The sequence below is a fragment of the Streptomyces sp. NPDC001093 genome (assembly GCF_040298985.1).
Taxonomy (GTDB): domain Bacteria; phylum Actinomycetota; class Actinomycetes; order Streptomycetales; family Streptomycetaceae; genus Streptomyces.
In genome coordinates this window covers 29365-50608 of record NZ_JBEPBF010000072.1, presented here as the reverse complement: position 1 = coordinate 50608, position 21244 = coordinate 29365, and the positions used below count along the sequence as shown (strand labels likewise).

Genomic DNA, 21244 nt, shown 5'->3' with positions numbered 1-21244 from the left:
CCGCCGGGCGGACGCGGGGGCGGCCGGACGACGGGCCGGGGCCGGCCCGTCGCTCCTGGACGCAACCGGGGCAGTCGCAGTCGCGGGTGGGGTCGAAGTCCACGAACACCGGAGCCGGCATGCGATCTACCTCACATTCGAAGGGGCGTTGTCCGCGAGATTGCACGTTGATCAGTTTTCCAACTGTCCACCGGACCGCCACTTTGACGGCCCGAATGATGTACACGCCCCTCCGGACCCCCGGCCGATCACCCGGGGGTGGTCATGGGCACCCCTGGAGGTCGGGTAGAGTTATCTCCGTCAGCAGGCGCCGCTAGCTCAGTTGGTTAGAGCAGCTGACTCTTAATCAGCGGGTCCGGGGTTCGAGTCCCTGGCGGCGCACCGACCGGGAGGCCCCTCGCGAAAGCGGGGGGCTTTTCGCATGTCCGGAAATCTCCCCTGTCCGGAACCGGGCCCTCCCCCCGACTGGCCGGATACCCTCTCGCCATGGCAGCCCGGGACCTCCAGGAGCGGATCAAGAAGCTGATCGTCGACCGACGGCTGCCCTCGGGTGCCCCGCTGCCGACCGAGCCCGAGCTGATGGAGTACCTCGGCGCGAGCCGGAACTCCGTCCGCGAGGCCCTGAAAGCGCTCCAGGCCATGGGCATCGTGGAGATCCGGCACGGGTTCGGGACGTACGTCGGCTCGATGTCGTTCGCACCCATGATCGAGGGGCTGGCCTTCCGCACCGTCGCCGGGCACTACCGTGGCGAGGACTCCCTGCTGCAGCTGCTGGAGCTGCGCGAGGCCGTGGAGACCGGGCTGGTCTCGCGGCTGGCCGGGCGGCTGCCCGAGGCGGACCTCGTTGAACTGGACGGCCTCGTGGACCGTATGGAGCAGGAGGCCGCCGAGGGGGCGGGCCTCGCCGAGACCGACCGGGCCTTTCACGCCACCCTCTACCGGGGGCTGGACAACGTGCTGCTGAGCGAGGTGCTGGAGGCGTTCTGGGACGCCTTCCACCGGGTGCAGCAGGATCTGGTGGACGTGCCGCAGGACCCCAGGGTCACCTGCCGCCAGCACCGGGAGATCCTGGACGCGGTGCGGTCCGGCGACTCACTGCGGGCGGAGGAGGCCATAAGAGATCACTTCGGCAACATCCGCGTCCGCCTCTCCACCACCGGCACATCCCGGCCACCCGGGACCACCGGCACATCCCAGCCACCCCGGTCACCCGGAAGCACCGGCACACCCCGGCCACCCGGGTCACCCGGGTCACCCGGGACCAGCGGCGCGCCCCCGTCCCCCGAGCCCCACGCGCGCCACAATGAACGGGTTTGAGCGGTAAACACCGCGTTTCGCGTCTTGCGATCATGTGGAGCGCCGTAGAACCCTGAGATGTCCAAGCTGCCGCCGTTTGGCGGGAGTTGGGGGGAAGCAAACGGTTGCCGGACGGCGGGGAGGGGGCCCCGCTCATGAACCGATGCCGAGGGGGGCATCAATGCAACCGGAAGGTCGCCAGTCCCGTGTCCATGAGGTGGGGAAGACGTGGGGACTGCGAGCCACCACAGCGACAGAACACGCGGTGACCTGCGTGTGGGGGGAATGACTCATGACGTCGACGCCGACGGGCGCCGGACACAGCCACGCTCACGACGACCCGTCACAGACCACACAGCTCAGGGTGATCGGGCACCGGACGGGCCAGTTACGCCGGATCAAGAAGAGCCTGCCGAGATACGACTACGAGCACTACAGCCGGCTCGCGGGCCCCCTCACCCAGCCCGACCCGGCGAAGCCGTACAGGGTGCAGTACCGGTCGCTGCTCTCACAGGAGCCGCACCGCATCCGCGCCGCGCTCATGCTGGGCGCGGCCCCGCTCCTCTCCCTGGTCCTGCTGTTCTGGCTGCTGCAGCCCGAGCACTGGACCGAACGCGACTATCCCGCCTACGACTTCCTGCCGGCGCTCGACGTCGTCATGCTCGTCTCGATCGGCCTGATCGAGTTCTTCCGCTGCATGAACGTGCTGTCCAACGCCCACGCCACCCTGGTCGCCCGCGACCCGGTCCCGGTGGTCCCCGAGACCGGAACCAGAGTCGCCTTCCTCACCACCTATGTGCCCGGCAAGGAGCCGCTGGAGATGGTGACGAGGACCCTGGAGGCGGCGGTGAAGCTGCGCCACCGGGGCCTGCTGCACGTGTGGCTGCTGGACGAGGGCGACGACCCGGCCGTCAGGGAGGTCTGCGCCCGGCTCGGCGTGCACCACTTCACCCGCAAGGGGGTGGAGAAGTGGAACCAGCCCAAGGGGCCGCACCGCGCCAGGACCAAGCACGGCAACTACAACGCCTGGCTGGAGGCGCACGGCGGCGACTACGACTTCTTCGCCTCCGTCGACACCGACCATGTGCCGCTGCCCAACTACCTGGAGCGGATGCTCGGTTACTTCCGCGACCCGGACGTCGGCTTCGTCATCGGCCCGCAGGTGTACGGCAACTACGACACGTTCGTCACCAAGGCCGCCGAGTCCCAGCAGTTCCTCTTCCACGCCCTGATCCAGCGCGCCGGCAACCGCTACGGCGCCCCGATGTTCGTCGGCACCTCCAACGCCGTACGCATCAGCGCCCTCAGGCAGATCGGCGGCCTGTACGACTCCATCACCGAGGACATGGCGACGGGCTTCGAGATGCACCGCGCCAAGAACCCGGCGACGGGCCGCAAGTGGAAGTCGGTCTACACCCCGGACGTGCTCGCGGTCGGCGAGGGCCCGAACGCCTGGACGGACTTCTTCACCCAGCAGCTGCGCTGGTCCCGGGGCACGTACGAGACGATCCTCAAGCAGTACTGGAAGGGCCTGTTCACGCTGGGGCCGGGCAAGCTCTTCAACTACACGATGATGATCATCTTCTATCCGATGTCCGCCCTCAACTGGATCCTCGCGGCGCTGAGTTGTGCCCTGTTCCTGGGCCTGGGCGCCTCGGGCGTGAACATCGACCCGACCGTGTGGCTGATGCTGTACGGCAACGCCTCCGCGCTCCAGATCGGCCTGTACGTCTGGAACCGGCGGCACAACGTCTCCCCGCACGAGCCGGAGGGCTCCGGCGGTGTCGCGGGCATGGTGATGTCCGCCCTGTCCGCGCCGATCTACGCGCGCTCCCTCATGGACGCCGTACTGCGCCGCAAGAGCAGGTTCGTGGTCACGCCCAAGGGTGAATCGGCGAGCCCCGACACGCTGTTCGGGACGTTCCGGGTCCACTGGTTCTTCATCCTGGTCTTCGCCGGCTCGCTCGCCGCCGGCTTCGTGTTCGGGCACTCCCACCCCGCGATGATCACCTGGGCGTGTCTCGCCCTGCTGATCACCGCCTCGCCGATCTTCGCCTGGCGGTACACGCTGCGGCAGGAGCGGAAGAGGCCGAAGCCGGCGACGGCCACGGCGGTCGCCGAACCGCAGGACGCGGTGCCCGCGCCGTACGCGGCCCATCTGCCGCTCAAGCGGCCCACCTGGGCGGCCGGCGAGCAGCACGGGGGCCGGGAGGCGGACCGGAGCGGGGAGAACGAGCAGACCATGCAGATCGCCCTTGGCGGACTTGGGGGAAGCAAGGAATGAAGGACCAGGCCGGCCGCCGTCGCGCCCGCAGGCTCGCGATCGGTACGGCGGTGGTACTCGCGCTGGCCGGGATGAACGGGCCGTGGCTCTACCGCTTCGGCACCGCGCAGTACCACCAGTACAAGATCAACAGACCTGAGTACAAGGCCGAGAACGGCCACTGGGACATCATCGAGTTCCCACCGGAGTACCGCCAGGACACCATCCACGCGGCGCTGCTGCACACCGGCAAGGTGCTGCTGGTCGCCGGCTCGGGCAACAACCAGGACAACTTCAACAGGAAGAAGTTCGACACCCGCATCTGGGACCCGGTCAAGGGCACGATCAAGAAGGTCCCCACACCCAACGACCTGTTCTGCACCGGCCACACCCAGCTGCCCGACGGCAACCTGCTGATCGCGGGCGGCACCAAGCGGTACGAGAAGCTCAAGGGTGACGTCAAGAAGGCCGGCGGCGTCATGATCCTCTACAACGAGAACCCGGACAAGCCGATGACGCTGCCCGCGGGCACCAGGTTCACCGGCAAACAGAACGGCAGGACGTTCGTCTCCCAGGACTCGGTACTGGTCCCGCGCGCCACGAAGGTCTTCGACAGCACCGGCAAGTGGCTGCGGAACAACCCCGGTTACGGCCGTGTCTACGTCGAGGCGCCGCAGGAGGGCACCCAGTACGAGACCGGCACCCAGGACAACTACCGCATCCAGGGCCTGACCGGCGCCGACGCGCGCAACACCTACGGCATCGCGCAGAAGCTCGCCCTCGACAAGAAGGACTTCGAGGGGATCAAGGACGCCTACGAGTTCGATCCGGTCGCCGAGCGGTACATCAAGGTCGACCCGATGAACGAGGCCCGCTGGTACCCGACGCTCACCACCCTGTCGGACGGCAGGATCCTCAGTGTCTCCGGCCTCGACGACATCGGTCAGCTGGTACCGGGCAAGAACGAGGTCTTCGACCCGAGGACGAAGAAGTGGACGTACACGAAGACGGTCCGGCAGTTCCCCACATATCCGGCGCTCTTCCTGATGCAGAACGGGAAGATCTTCTACTCGGGTTCGAACGCGGGGTACGGACCGGACAACGTGGGCCGTGAGCCCGGCATCTGGGACGTCGACACCAACAGGTTCACCAGGCTGCCCGGGCTGAGCGACCCGAACGCGATGGAGACGTCCGGGACCGTGCTGCTGCCTCCGGCGCAGAACGAGAGGTTCATGGTGATCGGGGGCGGCGGCGTCGGTGAGTCGAAGCTGTCCAGCAAGAAGACCCGGCTGATCGACCTGAAGGCGCAGAACCCGCACTTCGTGGACGGGCCATCGCTGGAGAAGGGCACGCGGTATCCGCAGTCCTCGATCCTGCCCGACGACACGGTGCTGGTCTCCGGCGGCTCGGAGGACTACCGGGGGCGCGGCGACTCCGACATCCTGCAGGCGCGGCTGTACCACCCCGACAGCAACAGCTTCACCCGGGTCGCGGATCCGCTGGTGGGCCGGAACTACCACTCCGGCTCCATCCTGTTGCCGGACGGGCGGGTGATGTTCTTCGGGTCCGACTCGCTGTACGGCGACAAGGCGAACACCAAGCCGGGGAAGTTCGAGCAGCGGATCGAGATCTACACACCGCCGTATCTGTACCGGGACTCGCGGCCGACACTCGGTGGAGGGCCGCAGACGATCGCCCGCGGCGCTTCGGGGACGTTCACCTCGGATCACGCGGCCGGTGTCAAGAAGGTGCGGTTGATCCGGCCGAGTGCGTCCACGCATGTGACGGACGTCGACCAGCGGTCCATAGCACTGGACTTCAAGGCGGCCGGGAACAAGATCACGGTGACGGTCCCGAAGAACCGGAACCTGGTGACCTCCGGCTGGTACATGTTGTTCGTCGACGACGATCAGGGGACACCGAGCAGGGCTCAGTGGGTCAGGGTTCCGTAGTCACTTGGTGTTGGCGGCAAGGGCAAGTGCATAACTTGCCCACCAGTCCCCCGCCTTCGGGCCTCCCTTGCACGTGCCGTCGGACTCTCCCGGCCGCTTGACCCACAGGTAGGCGTCCACCAGGGCGTCCGCCGTCTTTGTCGTCGGGGTTTCTCCGAGCGCCCGGCCCGGCGGGTTGCACCAGCGCTGGGCCGGGTCGCCGCCGGTGTAGGGGCCGTTGCCGTTGCGGCTGGTGTCGATGACGAAGTGTTTGCCGCCCACCTTCGCCGAGAGCTGCTTGCCGTAGGCGAGGGAGTCCTGGGTGGAGTAGAAGTTGGAGACGTTGACGGAGAAGCCGTCGGCCTGGTCGATGCCGGCCTGCTGCAGGCTCTGGAAGATCTGGTCGGGGTGGCCCCAGCCGGCGTTGCCCGCGTCCAGGTAGACCTTGGTGTTCGGCAGGGACTTGAGCTTGGCGATCGCGCCCTTGAGGAGGTCGTAGCGCTCCTCGTGGAACCGGTCCGGGGTGCAGCCGTCCACGAGGTGGAGTACGGCGTCCGGTTCCAGGACGACGATGGCGGGGCGGTCCTCGATGCCCCGGGCCACGCCGTCGATCCAGGCGCGGTAGGCGTTGCCGTCGGCGGCGCCGCCCTGGGAGTACTGGCCGCAGTCGCGGTGCGGGATGTTGTAGAGGACGAGCAGGGCCGTACGGTCGGACTTCTCGGCGGCCTCGGTGAAGCCGCGCGCCTCCTTCTCCGGGTTCTCCGGGCCGATCCACTCCCCCACCGGCTGCTCGGCGATCCTGCGGATCTGCGCGGCCTCGGTCTTCCTGCCGGACTTCTCGTAGGCGCCGACCTGGCGGGCGGCGGTGCCGTCCGGGTTCACCCAGAACGGGTCGGCGGCCTTGGGCTGTTGGGTGATCCGGGCTCCCGGGTCGCCGCTCTCGGCCCCGCCGCCGGAGGAGCATCCGGCGAGCAGCAGTGCCGCCCCCAGCACCACCACCGACGCCGACGCCCGCCCGGAAAGGCGGGCCCCCCTGCTGTCGTCCATGCGAATCCCCCCTGGTCCCCCCTGGGCGCACCGGTCCAGGGCCAATCCTGGCATATCCACCCGGTCCGTCACGAGGTCGCGAGGTCGCCCGGCGGGGCGTGGGGGGCGAGGTGTGCGGGGGTCAGCCCGCGGTTCCGGTGAGGTATGCGGAGACCACGACGTTGGCCGTGTAGCTGCGGGCGGCGCGGTCGAAGGAGCCGCCGCAGGTGATCAGGCGCAGCTCGGCGCGGCCGGGCCGGTGGGGGCCGTAGGCCTGGTGGGCGTCGAAGCGGGCGCGGGGCAGGACACGGACGTCGTCGATGGTGAACCGGGCGACCTTGCCGTCCGAGCGGACCACCCGGACCGTCTCGCCGGGCTCGAGGGTGCTGAGCTTGTAGAACACCGCGGGCCGAGTCTCGGTGTCGACGTGCCCGACCAGGAGCGCCGCGCCCTTGGCGCCGGGTGCGGTGCCGGCGCCGTACCAGCCGACCACGCCCGGCTGGTCGAAGGGGGGCGGGTCGACGGCGCCCTCGGCGTCCAGGCCCCGGCTGACCACCGGTGCCTGCACGCCCAGCTGGGGGATGTCGACGCGCTGGGGTACGGCGTCCCCGAGCGGCCTGGCCGGGCGGGGCAGCCGGGGGGCCTCGGCGGGTGCGAACAGGTTCCCCGTGGCGGAGCCGCCCGTGGTGTGCGGTACGCCGGTCAGCCCGCGGCCCCACAGCCACAGCCCGAACAGCAGCAGGGTCCAGGTCAGGGCTGTGACGAGCCGCTCGGTGCCGGTGGTGCGCGCACGGTCGTGGGACATGGCCCGTGCTCAGCGGGTGCCGCGGTTGCGGCGGGCGCGGAGCCCGACGGCGACCGCCGCGGTCGCGGCGAGGGCCAGGCCGGTCACGGTCTGGACGGTGTCGGGGCCGGACTCGGTGGTGGCCACCGTGGCGAAGTGGGCGGTGCCGCCACCGCCCGCGGGGACGGGGGCGACGGGCGAGGCGGAGGTGGGGGGCCGGCCGGCGGGATCCTGGTACTGCCCGGGTGCCCGGCCCGGTGCCGTCCCCCTGTCGACCACCGTGATCCTCCCGGTGATGACGTAGTCGGCGCAGGTGATCCTGACGTCGTAGGCGCCCGGCTTGAGGGAGGAGCGGACGCGGGTCTCGCCGGCCAGGGTGCCCTGTGCGCCGGTCAGCCGGGCGTCGGCGACGAACGCGGCCGAGGCGGCGGTGCCCTGCGGCCCGGAGCAGCCGTGGACCCGCACGGACACGTCGGTGCCGGGGGCGGGGGCGGCGGGCGTCACGGAGACCGAGCCCGAGTCGGCCGCGTGGGCCGCCGGGGCGAACGCGGCGACGGCCAGGATTCCTGTACAGACAGTGAGGCGTAGTGAGCCCATCGTGAACCTCCAGATATCAGGAGGCTCCCCCGCCCCGGGCGCCTCCGCATCCTCGGGAGGCGCCCGATTGCTCCGAACGGGTGGACCGGGGTTTGAAAGGCCCAGGTCAGAACCGATCGGGGCCGATCGGGGTCCGGTCAGGGCAGGACGGGACGGGTCAGACGAGGTCGACCAGGTCAGCGATGGAGTCGACGACCTGCGAGGGGCGGAAGGGGTAGCCGTCGACGTCGTCGGGCTGGGTGACGCCGGACAGCACCAGGAAGGTGCGCATGCCGGCCTCCAGGCCCGCGAGGACGTCGGTGTCCATCCGGTCGCCGATCATCGCGGAGTTCTCGGAGTGGGCCCCGATGGCATTGAGCCCGGCCCGCATCATCAGCGGGTTGGGCTTGCCCACGAAGTAGGGCTTCTTGCCGGTCGCGGCGGTGATCAGGGCGGCGACCGAGCCGGTGGCGGGCAGGTCGCCCTCGGTGGAGGGGCCGACGTTGTCCGGGTTGGTGGCGATGAACCGGGCGCCGTCGTTGATCAGCCGCACCGCCTTGGTCAGCGCCTCGAAGGAGTAGGTGCGGGTCTCGCCGAGGATCACGAAGTCGGGCTCGTGGTCGGTGAGGATGTAGCCGATGTCGTGCAGCGCGGTGGTCAGACCGGCCTCGCCGATGACATAGGCGCTGCCGCCGGGCCGCTGGTCGTCGAGGAACTGGGCGGTGGCCAGGGCCGAGGTCCAGATGTTCTCCTCCGGCACGTCCAGGCCCATCCGGCGCAGCCGGGCGTGCAGGTCGCGGGCGGTGTAGATGGAATTGTTGGTGAGCACCAGGAAGGGCCGTCCGGACTCGCGCAGCTTCTTCAGGAAGGCGTCGGCGCCGGGGATCGGAACACCCTCGTGGATCAGGACACCGTCCATGTCGGTGAGCCACGACTCGATCGGCTTGCGGTCTGCCATGTTGTGCGTCTCCTGGCGTGCGTACGGTCGGAAAGGCTGGGGGCGCCGGAACCACGGCGTACCGACGCCCCCAGCCTAATCAGGGTGGCCTGATCCTGACCCCGGCGTTCGCCGGTCGAACGGATCAGCTCCCCGTCGCCGACTTCCAGTCCTCGACGTACGACGTGAGGTTCTTGTCGATGTCGTTCCAGTCCGGCTCGAAGAACTCCACGCCGTCCATCAGCCTGGTGAGGGCGATGGCGTTGGCGTCGGTGGCCTTGACGTCCTGGCGGGCGGCGAACCCGCCGCCGATCCCGCTGACCTCCTGCTGCTGCTTCTGGGCGAGCATGAAGTCGAGCAGCTTCTGGCCGTTCTCGCTGTGCGGGGCCTTGGTGACCAGGCCGGCCGCGTACGGCAGGGCGAAGGTGGTGGGCTTGCCGTCCTTGCCGGCCGGGAACCAGATGCCGAGGTCGGGCATGGTCTTGGACTGGGCGTAGTTCATCTGCACGTCGCCGTTGGCGACGAGCAGCTCGCCCTTGTCCACCTTGGGGGCGAGCTTGCCGGTGGAGGCGGACGGGCCGACGTTGTTGGCCTGGAGCTTCTTCAGATAGGCGAGGGCCTGCTCCTTGCCGCCGAAGTCGTGGATGGCCTTGATGAGGACGGCGGTGCCGTCACCGGCGACGCCGGGGGTGGAGTACTGGAGCTTGTTCTTGTACTTGCCGTCGAGCAGCTCGTCCCAGGTCTTCGGGGCCTGCTTCAGCTCCTTCTTGTTGTAGACGAACCCGAAGTAGTTGTCGACGACCGAGGTCCAGGTGCCGTCCGGGGCCTTGTCGGCGCCGCTGACCTGGTCCGCGTCCTTGGGCTCGTACTTCTGGAGCAGGCCCTTGCTGTCGGCCTGCTGGATGAACGGCGGCAGGGTGACCAGCACGTCGGCCTGCGGGTTGGACTTCTCGCGGACGGCGCGCTGCACCATCTCGCCCGAGCCGCCCTCGACGTACTTGACCTTGATGCCGGTCTGCTTGGTGAAGTCGGCGAAGACCTTGTCGTACCAGCCGTCGCCGTTCTCGCCCTTGAGGCCGTCGGCACTGTAGACGGTGACGACCTTGGCGTCGGAGGCGGCCGAGGAGCCGCCGCAGGCGGACAGCAGGGGGGTGGCGAGCAGGGCGAGGGTTACGGCGAGCGTGAGGCGGTTTCTGGGCATGGCGAGGCCAACTCCTGGCGTGGTGAAGGGAATTACCGAGGGGGATTCAGCGGTACGAGGCCCGGGTGCGGATCCGGGAGACGGCGAACAGGACGAGCAGGGTCGCGGCCATCAGCACCACGGCGACGGCGGAGCCGGTGAACAGGGCACCGCGGTCGGTGGCCGCGTAGATCAGGACGGGCAGCGGGGTCCAGTCGGGCGGATAGAGCATCATCGTGGCGCTCAGCTCGCCCATGGACAGGGCGAAGCAGAGGCCGGCCGCCGCGGTGAGCGAGGGCAGCAGCAACGGCAGCCGCACCCGGAGCAGGACGCGGGCGGGCCGGGCGCCGAGGGAGGCGGCGGCCTGTTCGTAGGCCGGGTCGAGGCGCGTGATCGCCGCCGACACGGACTGGTGGGCGAAGGCGGTGACCAGCACGGTGTGGGCGAGGATCACGATCCACCGGGTGCCGTTGAGCAGCATCGGCGGCTTGGAGAAGGCCACCAGGACCGCCAGTCCGACCACGACCGACGGCACGGCGACCGGCAGCACGAACAGGGCGTCCATGAGCCGCCGGTACCGCTTCTTCAGGGCGGCGGAGGCCAGCGCGGCCCAGGTGCCGGCGGTCAGCGCGAGCAGGCTGGCCGCGGTGGCGGTGAGCAGGCTGGTGGTGAGGGCCTGCAAGGCCTCACCCCGGGTCGCCGCACGGTAGTTGGCGGTGTTCAGCCCGGAGGGCAGGACGCCGGACCAGTGGGTGGCGAAGGAGGCGCCGAGGACGACGAGCAGGGGAAGCGCGAACACCGGCACGAACAGGACGAGGAACAGCGTCCACACCGCCCACCTGGCCCCACGGCTATGCACCAGCACGACGGCTCACCACCCGGTAGAGGCCGTAGAGGCCCACGGAGATCAGGACGTTGACGACGGCGACCACGCACGCGCCCGGGTAGTCGGACTCCAGGATCGCCTTGCTGTAGACGAGCATCGGCAGGGTGGTGACCCCCTTCGCGCCGGTGAACAGCACGATCCCGAACTCGTTGAGACACAGCACCAGGACCAGGCTCCCGCCGGCCGCGAGCGCGGGCAGCGACTCCGGCAGGATGATCCGGCGGACGATGCGGGGTGCCCGCGCACCCAGCGAACCGGCCGCCTCCAGCTGGGCGGTGTCCAGCTGCGAGAACGCGGCGAGCAGCGGCCGCATCACGAACGGCGTGAAGTAGGTGACCTCCGCCAGCAGCACCCCCCAGGGGGTGGTGAGGAACTGGAAGGAACCGATGATGCCCGTGGTGCCGTAGATGAACAGCAGCGCCAGCGTGATGAGGAAGGACGGGAAGGACAGGTAGACGTCGATGAACCGCGCCACCGCCTTCGCCCCGGGGAACGGTACGAACGCGATGACCAGCGACAGCAGGAAGCCCAGGACCAGGCATCCGGCGGTGGAGGCCAGCGCCAGCCAGACGGTGGTCCACAGCGCGTTCCGGAAGGCTTCGGAGGCGAAGACGTCCGCGTACGGCTGCAGGGAGGTGCCTCCGCCGTCCGGCTGGAAGGACTGCTGGACGACGAGGGCGAGGGGGTAGAGGAAGAAGAGGGCGAGGAGGGCCAGGGGAGGAAGGGCCCACAGCAGCCGCCTACTCATGGCCGACCCCTGCGGGCAGCAGCACCGCGTCCTCGGCGGCGAAGTGCAGGCTCACCGGGTCCCCGAGCGCCGGCGGCTCCTTCAGCTCGCGCACGTCCGCCATGACGGAATGCCCGTCGACCTCGACGTACAGCCGATGTGTGGCTCCCCGCCACTGGATCTCCCGTACGACACCGTCGAGTTGGTTGGGGCCCTGCCCCAGTGCGATGACATGCGGCCGTACGCACAACGTGGCCCGCGTCCCCGCGACCACCTCCCCCGCGTCGACCTTCAGCTCGGTCCCCGCGAAGCCGACGCCCCCGGAACCCACGGTCACCGGCAGCAGATTCGCGCCGCCCACGAAGGAAGCCGTGAACTCGCTCTTCGGCGCCCGGTACAGCTCGCGCGGCGTACCGCACTGCTGAAGCCGCGCCGCGTCCATCACCGCGATCCGGTCGGCCAGCGTCAGCGCCTCGACCTGGTCGTGGGTGACGTACAGCATCGACATCTCCGGCAACTCCCGGTGCAGCCGGGCGAGTTCGGCCAGCATCCCGGACCGCAGCCGGGCGTCCAGCGCGGACAGCGGCTCGTCCAGGAGGAGCACGTCCGGCCGGATGGCGAGCGCGCGGGCGATGGCGACCCGCTGCTGCTGCCCGCCGGACAGCTCGCGCGGATGCCGGCGGGCGTAGGCGGCCATGCCGGTCAGCTCCAGCGCCTCGGCGACCCGCTGCCGTGTCTCCGCCTTGTCCGCCCTGCGGGCCTTGAGCCCGAAGGCCACGTTCTCGTCCACCCGCATGTGCGGGAACAGCGCGTAGCTCTGGACGACCATCCCGATGCCCCGCCGGTACGGCGGCAGGTCCGTCACGTCCCTGCCGCCGAGGAGCACCCGCCCGGACACGGGCCGTACGAACCCGGCGACCGCCCGCAGCGCGGTGGTCTTGCCGGAGCCGGACGGCCCGAGCAGCGCCATGACCTCGCCGGGCTCGACGGTCAGGTCGAGAGAGTCGAGGACGACGTTGCCGTCGTAGGCGACGGTGACGGAGTCGAAGCGGATGCCCATCTCACCGGTCTCCCCGCAGCAGCGCCGGGAGGCCGGCGACGGAGTCGAGGACGTGCGTGGCCCCGGCGGCCCGGAACTCCGCGTCCGAGTGGGCCCCGGTGCGCACCCCGGCGACCAGCCCGGCCCCGGCCCGCACCCCGCTGAGCACGTCGTAGGAGGTGTCCCCGACGACGGCGACCTGCGTCACGTCCTCGGCGGCCTTGGTGCGGACGAAGGCCTCCAGGACCATGTCCGGGTACGGCCGCCCGCGCCCGCCGGCGTCGGCCGGGCACAGGGTGAGCGGCACGAGGTCCCGCCAGCCGAGGGCGTCGAGGATCGCGTCCTGGGTGACGCGGGCGAAGCCGGTGGTCAGCACGACGGTACGGCCGCTGCCGGCCAGCTCCCGGATGGCCTCCTCGGCCCCCGGCACCGGGGCGATCAGGCCGCCGTCGACCAGGTCGCCGTACGCCTTCTCGAAGGCGGTGTTGGCGCGCCGGGCGCGGTCCTCGGCGCCGAACAGGTGCCGGAAGACGGAGATCTTGGACTCGCCCATGGTGGCGCGGACGTAGGCGAGGTGCTCGGCGTGCTCGGCCGAGCCGGGCTCGACGCCGAGTTCGGTGGCGGCCGCCGCGAAGGCGCGCTCGACCAGTCCGCCGTCGGCGACGGTCGTGCCTGCCATGTCGAGGACGACGAGCCGGATGTCGGAGGTTACGGGGGTCATGGGGGTGGTCACCAGCCCAGTTCGTTCGCGGTGGTCTCGGCTATCGCGGGGGCGCAGGTCATGCCGCGCCCGCCGGGCCCGGTGACCAGCCACACCCCTTCGCGCACCTGCCGGCGGTGCACCACCCGGCCGGGCTCGGTGCACTGCGCGTACACGCCGGCCCAGCGGCGCCGGACGCGCGGCAGCGGCCGGCCGAGGAGGGACTCGACCACGCCGGTGAGGTGCTCGTACGGCTCCTCGACGGTGTCGAAGGCGAAGGGGTGCTCGTACTCGTGGGTGTCGCCGATGGTCAGTCCGCCGTCGGCGCGCTGCACCATGAGCAGCTGCATCCGGTGCGTGGCGGCGGTCTCCGGCTGCGGCTGTTCGGTGTTGAGCCGGTCGAGGGCCGGGGAGGCGTAGGCCGGGTAGTAGCGGAAGCTGTCGGCGTCGGCGACGGACGTCGGCAGCGGTTCGCCCAGCGGGTCGGTCTGCATCATCTGCAGCCGTACCCGGCGCACGGGCAGCTCCGGTCCCGCGAGTTCGCGGACCAGTCCGCCGAGCCAGGCGCCGGTGCACAGGACGACCGCGTCGGCGCGGTGCACGTCGCCGTGGTCGTCCCGGACGGTCCCGGCGCCGGTCACCTCGCGGACCTCCCGGCCCGGCAGGAAGGTGTAGTTCGATGCCTTCAACAGCTCGGCGCGGAGGGCGAGTTGGGCGGTGCGCGGCTCGACGGCGGCGTCCCGCTCGCAGTACAGGGCGGCGGTGAAGTCGCCGCGCAGGGCCGGGTTGAGGGCGCGGGCCTCGCTCGGGGTGAGGAGTTTGTAGCCGCGGGCGGCGGCGTCGGCGCGGGCCACGGCGGCCTCGGCGACGGCGAGCTCCAGGGGGCCGCGGACGGGGGTCAGGGACCCGTTCGCCCGGAAGCCGAGCGCCGGTACCCGTGCGCCGATGCCCTCCCACAGCTCCCGCGCCCGCAGCGCGGTCTGCAGCTCTTCTCCAGCGGCGCGGCCACTGACCCAGATCTGCCCGAAGTTGCGCAGCGAGGCGCCGCGCGCCTCGGCCTCGCGCTCGATCTGGACGACCTGGTGGCCACGCTGCACCGCATGCCAGGCGTGCATGGTGCCCACCACGCCTGCTCCGACGACTGTCACTTTCACGACGGCAACGCTCCTCGCGATCAGGGAACCGGAGACATCCGGCTGACAACGAGAGCGTGAACGACCCATCACGTTTGGGCTAGACCCGTTATATTCCCGTGATATTAGAGCGGGGTCGATATCGGGACATAAGCCGCCTTTCAGCCCTTGAGGTGGGTGGTGAAGGAGAACCGGTCCCCCCGGTACAGCGAGCGCACGCGCTCCAGGGGCCGGCCCTCCGTGTCCCGGGAGACGCGGTGGATCAGCAGCATCGGCAGGGCGGGCGGGGTGCCGATGAGCAGCGCCTCGCGGGGTGTGGCCAGCACGGTCTCGATGCGCTCGTCGGCGTCGCCGAAGGAGATGCCCTGACTGGCGAGATAGCCGTAGAAGGAGGAGTCCGGGTCGAAGTCGCTGTCCAGCCGGGGCACCCGCTCGACGGCGACGTACGTGCTCTCCAGGCCGACCCGCTCCTCGTCGGCGAGCAGCACGCGCTCCAGGTGCCACACGGGTTCACCCCGGGTGAGTCCGGTCTCGGCGGCGAGGGCCTGCGGGCAGGGGAACCGGTCGAGGGTGACGAGCGTACGACCGGGCGTACGGCCTTGCCGGCGCACGCCCTCGGTGTAGCTCGCGAGCGACAGCGGCTGGGCCAGCTTGGCCCCGGCGACGACCGTCCCCCGCCCCTTCCGCCTCAGCCGCCCTTCCAGCACCAGCTCCCGTACGGCCTGCCGTACGGTCTCCCGGGCGACGTCGTACCGCTCGGCGAGGTCCCGCTCAGTGGGGATGACACTGCCCTCCCCCAGCTCCTCCAGCAGCGCGGCGATGCGTGCCTTCACCGCGTAGTACTTGGGGATGCGCCCGTGCTCGGGGATGCCGGAGCGGACGGGGGCGCCGGGGGCCTGGTCGTTCGGGTAGTCCACGCAAAGATCGTCGCAGACGGGAGGGGTGCCCGTCGTACGACCCCCGGCATGGGCGTACCAGCCCCGGCTCAGCGGCGTTTGCGGAGGAGCAGCAACGCGACGCCGCTGACGCCGAGGACCGCGGCGGTGGCGGCGAGCAGCCCGCGGGTGAGGCGGGGTCCGGTGCGCGCCAGCTCGCCGGCCCGCTCCCCGGCGTCCTCCGCCCCCTCGGGGAACGACAGGTCCGGGGCGGGGTCGGTATCGGGGGTGGTGATGCCGGGGGTGGTGATGCCGGCGCCGGGGGTGGCGCGCGGGCCTGCGGACTCGCCGGGTGCCACGCCGCCGTCCTTCGTGGCGTCCGGGGACGGCGGGGCGTACTCACCGATCCCGAACCGGTAGGCATTGGACTCCCCGATCCACTCCCCGTCGTCGCCCCGGCGCTGGACGACGGCGGCGTTGGCGGTGACCTGGTCGGACGCGGTGTCGGAGGGGAACACGAGTCTGACCTTGACGCTGACGGTCCTCCCGGGCGGTACGGCGAACCCGTTGAACCCGGCGCCGTCGAGCACGCCGATCAGCTCCTGCTCGTCGGTGCCCTCGAACGTCACCGGCCGGGCCGTGGGGCCGTCGTAGAACTCCAGCTTGGGCTGGTCCGGCTGCAGGGTGCGCTTGTCGTCGACGAGGACGACCACCGGGTGGACGCCGGTGCAGGCGCGGCGGGTGGTGTTGGTGAGGTCGATGTACCACGTGCCGTATCCGCCGCCCGCGTCGTAGGAGGCCGGACCGCCACGGATCCGGGCGGCGAGCGGGAAGGCCCGCGGGTCAGCGCCGACGCAGGCGGGGGGCGGGTCGGCGAGGGCGGCGGCCGGTGCCGCGGGGACGGCCACACCGGCGGAGGCGGACGCGGCGGCGGCTGCGGCGAGGCGGAGGGACAAAGGTGTGCACAGTCGCATAAACACATAACCATGCCGGTAGGACCGGCGCCCTGCGGCAGCCACTCCGGTACGGGACGCGAAGTCCGCCCGATGGACGGAGGCCGGGCGGTGGGTTCAGGCCGTGGGTTCAGGCGGTGGGTTCAGGAGTTGAGTTTGCTCGGCGGGGGTCAGCCGGTGATGGTGACGTCCACCGTGACCACAGCGTCCGGATCGGAGGCGCACGCCATGTAGATCTGCGCCACGCCCGGGCGCGCGTCGGACACGGTCGCGGCGATCCCGGCCAGAGTGCCGTTCTCCAGCGGCTTGAGGTCCACGATGCCGATGGGGGTGCGCTCCGTCGTGCCATGGCCGGCCGGCGCTCCTTCGGCGCGGCCGCCCCGGCTGGGATCACTGCATCCCGTGAGCGTGAGGGATACGGTCTGACCGGCCTTCACCTTCGCGGGACTGACGGTGCCGACCGGTGCGGCGGTGGCCGTGCCGGCGAGGGCCGCGAGACTGGCGCCGACGAGGGTTGCGGTGGTGATGCGAGAGCAGCGCATACTCACTCCTCACTGCACCGAGCGGTGCGTTCCGTGAGACGGCGGTGGCCGTTTGGTTCGATTGATGCGCTTGAGTCCATTGTGAACACCTCGGGCGGACCTGCGCCGCCCGACAGCGTCTGAGGAGCATGCAGCATGAAGATCGCGGCGTCACAGAAGATCACCACGTTCCTGATGTTCGAGGGCAACGCCGAGGACGCGATGACGTTCTACACCTCGCTGTTCGACGACGCCGAGGTCGTCAACATTGCTCGCTACGGGGCCGAGGGGCCCGGCGAGGAGGGGAGCGTGCGGCGGGCCACGTTCTCGCTCGCCGGTCAGCAGTTCATGTGCATCGACAGCCCCGCGCCCCACGACTTCACGTTCACACCCGCCATCTCGCTCTTCGTGCAGTGCGAGGACGAGGCCGAGATCGACCGCCTCCACGCGGCCCTCTCCGAGCAGGGCACGGAACTCATGCCCCCGGGCAACTACGGCTTCAGCACCAAGTTCACCTGGATCAACGACCGCTTCGGCGTCTCCTGGCAGCTGAACCTGCCGACGGCTTCGTAGCACCCTGTCACAGCGTCCCTCACGCGTCCCCCCGCCCGAACACCGGCGCCAACAACAGCTGCGCGGCCCCCTCGGCCACCACCCGCTCCCCCCGCGGGACGATCCGCACCGGCACCGCCCCGCCCACGCCCCCCTCCCGCCGGGCCCGCGCCGCCTCGAGCACCCCCCCGACGCCCCGCAGAAACGCCTCCGCCGCCCCCGCCACCGTCCGCCCCCCGAGCAGCACCGTGTCGATGTCCAGCAGCCCGACCAGATTCGCCGCCGCGACCCCCAGCACGCGCGCCGCCTCCCCCGTCTCCCCGCGCCCCACGGCCGCCAGGCACAGCGCCTCCACGCACCCCCGGTTCCCGCACTCGCACGGCGGCCCGTCCAGCTGGATCACCTGGTGCCCGAACTCCCCCGCCCCGGTCCGCGCCCCCCGGTGCACGCGCCCACCGATCACCAACCCGGCCCCGAGCCCCGTACCGAGATGCAGATACGCGAAGGACCCGCCCTCGCCGCCGGAACCCCCGGCCGACAGCCCGAGCGCCGCCGCATTGGTGTCCTTGTCCACCACCACCGGCACCCCCAACCGCTGCCGGAGCGCGTCCCGCAGCGGAAACCCGTCCCACTCGGGAAACCCGGTCACCCGGTGCAGCACCCCCCGCGCATGATCCAGCGGTCCCGGAAGCGCCACCCCCACGCCGAGCAGCGACCCGCCCCCGGCCGGCCCGTCCGCACCCGGGCCGAGCCCGTCCCGGACCACCCCCCGCACCGCAGCCCCGACCACCGAGAGCACGGCTTCCGCCCCGGCCCCCAGGTCCAGCTCGGCCCGCCGCTCCCCCACCACGGCCCCGTCCAGATCGACCAGCACCGCCCGCAGCTCGTCCCGGTCCAGATGCACCCCCACCGCGTGCCCCGCCTCCGGCACCAGCCGCAGCACGGTCCGCGGCTTGCCGCCCGTCGACGCCCGCCGCCCGGCCTCCGCCGCCAGCCCCTCCTCCCGCAGCCGCGCGGTGATCTTGCTGACGGCCTGCGGGGTCAGCCCGGTCCGCTCGGCCAGCTCCAGCCGGCTGATCCCCTCCGCCCCGGCGTCCCGCAGCAGCCCCAGCACCAGCGCGGTGTTGTGCGACCGCACCGCGACGAGGTTCGCTCCCGCCGGCCCACCGCCGCTCGCCGACACACCGGTCCCCGTCCTCGTCCTGTTCACGCCACCCATTGTCCCCACCACTTGCACTTTGGCAACAGCGTTGCGAAAGTGGATCCATGGGATCCATGACAGGACGCACGACCGCCACCCCCCTCCGCGTCGGCCTGATCGGCTACGGCCTCGCCGGCTCCGTCTTCCACGCCCCGCTGATCGCCGCCACCGAGGGCCTCGCCCTGGACACCGTGGTCACCTCCAACCCGGAGCGGCAGCAGCAGGCCCGCGCCGAGTTCCCGGACGTGAGGCTCGCGGCCACCGCCGAGGAACTGTTCGACCGCGCGGAGGAGCTGGACCTGATCGTCGTCGCCTCCCCGAACAGGACGCACGTCCCGCTCGCCACCGCCGCCCTGAAGGCGGGCCTGCCGGTCGTCGTGGACAAGCCGGTGGCCGGCACCGCGGCCGAGGCCCGCGACCTCGCCGCCCTCGCCGAGGAGCGCGGCCTGCTCCTGTCCGTCTTCCAGAACCGCCGCTGGGACAACGACTTCCTGACCCTGCGCAAGCTGGTCTCCCGGGGCGACCTGGGTGACGTGTGGCGCTTCGAGTCCCGCTTCGAGCGCTGGCGCCCCCAGCCCAAGGGCGGCTGGCGCGAGTCCGGCGACCCGGCAGAGATCGGAGGTCTGCTCTACGACCTCGGCAGCCATGTCGTCGACCAGGCCCTGGTCCTCTTCGGCCCGGCCACCGAGGTGTACGCCGAGACGGACCTCCGCCGCCCCGGCGCCGAGACCGACGACGACACCTTCATCGCGCTCACACACGCGAGCGGCGTCCGCTCCCACCTCTACGTCTCCGCGACGACCGCCCAGCTCGGCCCCCGCTTCCGGGTGCTCGGCTCCCGCGCGGGCTATGTGAAGTACGGCCTCGACCCGCAGGAGGCGGCCCTGCGCGAGGGCCTGCGCCCCGGCCCCCGGTGGGGCGCGGAGCCGGAGTCCCTGTACGGCCGCATCGGGGCCGGCGAGTCCCCGCTGACCGGCGCCGGCACCCCCGTGCCCACCCTGCCCGGCGACTACCCCGCCTACTACACGGCCGTCGCCCGCGCCCTGACCGGCGAGGGCCCCAACCCGGTGACCGCCCTGGAGGCGGCCGCCGCCCTCGACGTACTGGAAGCGGCCCGCAGGTCGGCCACGGACAAGGTGACGGTGACCCTCTGATGCCACACAAGCAGCACCAGCAAGGCCAGCAGCACCATCCGCAGCTCACCCCCAGGACCACCCCCGAACTCACGCCGTCCGTCGAGGAGTTGGAGGCGCAGGAACGCCGCCTGGTGTTCCCGCGGTTCACGTACGACGACGCCTGGGCCCTCGGCTCGCTGCTGGTCGAACTGGCCCGGGAGCGCCAGGCCCCGGTCGCCATCGACATCCACCGCGCCGGCCAGCAGCTCTTCCACGCGGCCCTGCCGGGCTCCACCCCGGACAACGACGCCTGGATCGCCCGCAAGCGCCGGGTCGTCGAGCGCTACGGCGCCTCCTCCTACCTGGTCGGCGCCCGCTTCCGCGCCAAGGGCACGACCTTCGAGGACTCCTCCCGCCTCGACCCCGGCACCTACGCGGCCCACGGCGGCTCGTTCCCGGTCAACGTGGAGAACGTGGGCGTCATCGGCGCGGTGACCGTCTCGGGCCTGCCCCAGTTGCAGGACCACAGGTTCGTCGTGGAGGCGCTGGAGCAGTTCCTGAAAGTGTGACACCCACCGGGATTACGTGAGGGATCCCTCCGGTTGGGAATGGCTGCAGACGTGATCGTCACGGCCCCACCCGGAGGGACAGACCCATGAGCACCGTGAGCAACCTGAAGGACCGGATCGGCCGGTACGGCATCTGGAGCATCGGCCTGCGCGCGGAGGACCCCTCCCGGCGCGGTGAACTGGGCGAGGCGGCCGCCGAGTTGGAGGAGCTCGGCTTCGGCGCCGTATGGCTGGGCGGCAGCAGCGCCGCCCGGCACGCCGTGCCCCTCCTGGAGGCGACCGACCGTCTCACCGTCGGCACCAGCATCCAGAGCATCTGGCAGTACGACGCCGAGACCAGCGCGGCCGCCTTCGCCGAGGTCGACGCGGCACACCCCGGCCGCTTCCTGCTCGGCCTCGGCGTGAGCCACGCCAAGCTCGCCGACCGGTACCGCCGCCCGTACTCGGCCCTGGTCGCCTATCTCGACGCCCTGGACAAGGCCGGGATGCCCGCCGACCGCCGGGTGCTGGCCGCCCTCGGCCCGAAGGTCCTGGAGCTGTCCCGCGACCGGGCGGCGGGCGCGGTGCCGTACCTGGTCACTCCCGAACACACCGCGCGGGCCCGCGAGATCCTCGGCGCCGGCCCGCTGCTCGCCCCGGAGCTGAAGGTCGTCCTGGAGACCGACCCGTCCCGCGCCCGCTCCCTCGCCCGCGACACCCTCGCGATGTACCTCGCCCTGCCGAACTACACCAACAACTTCCTCCGGCACGGCTTCACCGAGGACGACCTGGCCGACGGCGGCAGCGACCGCCTGGTCGACGCGGTCTTCGCCTGGGGCGACGACAGCCGCATCCGCGACCGCATCGACACCTTCCACCAGGCGGGCGCGGACCACGTGGCCCTCCAGATGATCACCGACGGTGACAGGGACAGCCTCCCGAGGGAGGAATGGCGCACGCTCGCTTCTCTGCTCGGGTGAGTCTTCCCACCTCAGGGGCGC

The 21244-nt window shown here is 71.2% G+C and carries 20 protein-coding genes, 1 tRNA gene and 1 pseudogene; 8 read left to right on the top strand and 14 right to left on the bottom strand.

The annotated features are described in order from the left end of the window. Window positions 1-307: 307 nt before the first annotated feature. The 4 genes and pseudogenes from ABT288_RS29840 to glxA all read left to right on the top strand — a co-directional run bounded on the left by ABT288_RS29840 (window position 308) and on the right by glxA (window position 5511). Window positions 308-381: transfer RNA gene (locus ABT288_RS29840), tRNA-Lys, on the top strand. A gap of 105 nt (window positions 382-486) precedes the next feature. Further along, window positions 487-1173: pseudogene (locus ABT288_RS29835) on the top strand (FadR/GntR family transcriptional regulator); the annotation flags it as partial. Between the two features lie 415 nt (window positions 1174-1588). After that, complete coding sequence (locus ABT288_RS29830; protein WP_351614100.1) at window positions 1589-3580, top strand: glycosyltransferase family 2 protein; 1992 nt, start codon at window positions 1589-1591, stop codon at window positions 3578-3580. Next, window positions 3577-5511: a radical copper oxidase GlxA gene (gene glxA / locus ABT288_RS29825; RefSeq protein WP_351614098.1), complete on the top strand. Its 1935-nt coding sequence runs from the start codon at window positions 3577-3579 to the stop codon at window positions 5509-5511. Before ABT288_RS29830 ends, glxA begins: the two co-directional genes overlap by 4 nt. Here the strand turns inward: glxA and ABT288_RS29820 are convergent, their stop codons facing one another. From ABT288_RS29820 to ABT288_RS29760, 13 genes are all read right to left on the bottom strand, one after another. After that, window positions 5512-6537, bottom strand: a complete 1026-nt coding sequence (locus tag ABT288_RS29820) for a glycoside hydrolase family 6 protein (RefSeq protein WP_351614095.1) — start codon at window positions 6535-6537, stop codon at window positions 5512-5514. A gap of 121 nt (window positions 6538-6658) precedes the next feature. Further along, complete coding sequence (locus ABT288_RS29815; protein WP_351614092.1) at window positions 6659-7321, bottom strand: class F sortase; 663 nt, start codon at window positions 7319-7321, stop codon at window positions 6659-6661. Window positions 7322-7330: 9 nt separating this feature from the next. Continuing rightward, the gene (locus ABT288_RS29810) at window positions 7331-7897 is read right to left on the bottom strand and encodes a hypothetical protein (protein ID WP_351614089.1); all 567 of its coding nucleotides are present in this window, start codon (window positions 7895-7897) and stop codon (window positions 7331-7333) included. 157 nt (window positions 7898-8054) lie between these two features. Beyond that, the gene (locus tag ABT288_RS29805) at window positions 8055-8834 is read right to left on the bottom strand and encodes an HAD-IIA family hydrolase (RefSeq protein ID WP_351614086.1); all 780 of its coding nucleotides are present in this window, start codon (window positions 8832-8834) and stop codon (window positions 8055-8057) included. Window positions 8835-8958: 124 nt separating this feature from the next. Beyond that, on the bottom strand, window positions 8959-10014 hold the full coding sequence (locus ABT288_RS29800) for a 2-aminoethylphosphonate ABC transporter substrate-binding protein (protein WP_351614083.1): 1056 nt from the start codon (window positions 10012-10014) through the stop codon (window positions 8959-8961). Between the two features lie 46 nt (window positions 10015-10060). Beyond that, on the bottom strand, window positions 10061-10858 hold the full coding sequence (locus tag ABT288_RS29795) for an ABC transporter permease (RefSeq protein ID WP_351614080.1): 798 nt from the start codon (window positions 10856-10858) through the stop codon (window positions 10061-10063). Next, window positions 10845-11627, bottom strand: a complete 783-nt coding sequence (locus tag ABT288_RS29790; protein ID WP_351614078.1) for a 2-aminoethylphosphonate ABC transporter permease subunit — start codon at window positions 11625-11627, stop codon at window positions 10845-10847. Before ABT288_RS29790 ends, ABT288_RS29795 begins: the two co-directional genes overlap by 14 nt. Then, the gene (locus ABT288_RS29785) at window positions 11620-12666 is read right to left on the bottom strand and encodes an ABC transporter ATP-binding protein (protein ID WP_351614075.1); all 1047 of its coding nucleotides are present in this window, start codon (window positions 12664-12666) and stop codon (window positions 11620-11622) included. Before ABT288_RS29785 ends, ABT288_RS29790 begins: the two co-directional genes overlap by 8 nt. Window position 12667: 1 nt before the next feature. Continuing rightward, window positions 12668-13366 (bottom strand): phosphonatase-like hydrolase, encoded by a 699-nt coding sequence (locus ABT288_RS29780; RefSeq protein ID WP_351614072.1) that lies wholly within the window; start codon window positions 13364-13366, stop codon window positions 12668-12670. A gap of 8 nt (window positions 13367-13374) precedes the next feature. Then, window positions 13375-14460, bottom strand: a complete 1086-nt coding sequence (locus ABT288_RS29775; RefSeq protein ID WP_450857643.1) for a TIGR03364 family FAD-dependent oxidoreductase — start codon at window positions 14458-14460, stop codon at window positions 13375-13377. Window positions 14461-14639: 179 nt separating this feature from the next. Next, the gene (locus tag ABT288_RS29770) at window positions 14640-15395 is read right to left on the bottom strand and encodes a GntR family transcriptional regulator (protein ID WP_351614066.1); all 756 of its coding nucleotides are present in this window, start codon (window positions 15393-15395) and stop codon (window positions 14640-14642) included. A 68-nt stretch (window positions 15396-15463) separates the two neighbouring features. Beyond that, a complete protein-coding gene (locus tag ABT288_RS29765) occupies window positions 15464-16309 on the bottom strand; it encodes a hypothetical protein (RefSeq protein WP_351614063.1) in 846 nt (281 codons plus the stop codon). Window positions 16310-16476: 167 nt separating this feature from the next. Continuing rightward, window positions 16477-16848, bottom strand: coding sequence for a hypothetical protein (locus ABT288_RS29760; protein ID WP_351614060.1), 372 nt, complete (start codon window positions 16846-16848; stop codon window positions 16477-16479). A 135-nt stretch (window positions 16849-16983) separates the two neighbouring features. Here ABT288_RS29760 and ABT288_RS29755 point away from each other — a divergent pair, with 135 nt between their 5' ends. Continuing rightward, a complete protein-coding gene (locus ABT288_RS29755; RefSeq protein WP_351614054.1) occupies window positions 16984-17400 on the top strand; it encodes a VOC family protein in 417 nt (138 codons plus the stop codon). 19 nt (window positions 17401-17419) lie between these two features. On the opposite strand, the gene ABT288_RS29750 is transcribed toward ABT288_RS29755, so the two are convergent. Next, window positions 17420-18598 (bottom strand): ROK family transcriptional regulator, encoded by a 1179-nt coding sequence (locus tag ABT288_RS29750; RefSeq protein ID WP_502972855.1) that lies wholly within the window; start codon window positions 18596-18598, stop codon window positions 17420-17422. 56 nt (window positions 18599-18654) lie between these two features. Here ABT288_RS29750 and ABT288_RS29745 point away from each other — a divergent pair, with 56 nt between their 5' ends. The 3 genes from ABT288_RS29745 (at window position 18655) to ABT288_RS29735 (ending at window position 21223) form a co-directional block, all read left to right on the top strand. Further along, window positions 18655-19734 (top strand): Gfo/Idh/MocA family protein, encoded by a 1080-nt coding sequence (locus tag ABT288_RS29745; protein WP_351614049.1) that lies wholly within the window; start codon window positions 18655-18657, stop codon window positions 19732-19734. Beyond that, the gene (locus ABT288_RS29740; protein ID WP_351614046.1) at window positions 19734-20264 is read left to right on the top strand and encodes a heme-degrading domain-containing protein; all 531 of its coding nucleotides are present in this window, start codon (window positions 19734-19736) and stop codon (window positions 20262-20264) included. Before ABT288_RS29745 ends, ABT288_RS29740 begins: the two co-directional genes overlap by 1 nt. Window positions 20265-20350: 86 nt before the next feature. Then, complete coding sequence (locus ABT288_RS29735) at window positions 20351-21223, top strand: LLM class F420-dependent oxidoreductase (RefSeq protein WP_351614044.1); 873 nt, start codon at window positions 20351-20353, stop codon at window positions 21221-21223. Window positions 21224-21244 lie beyond the last annotated feature (21 nt).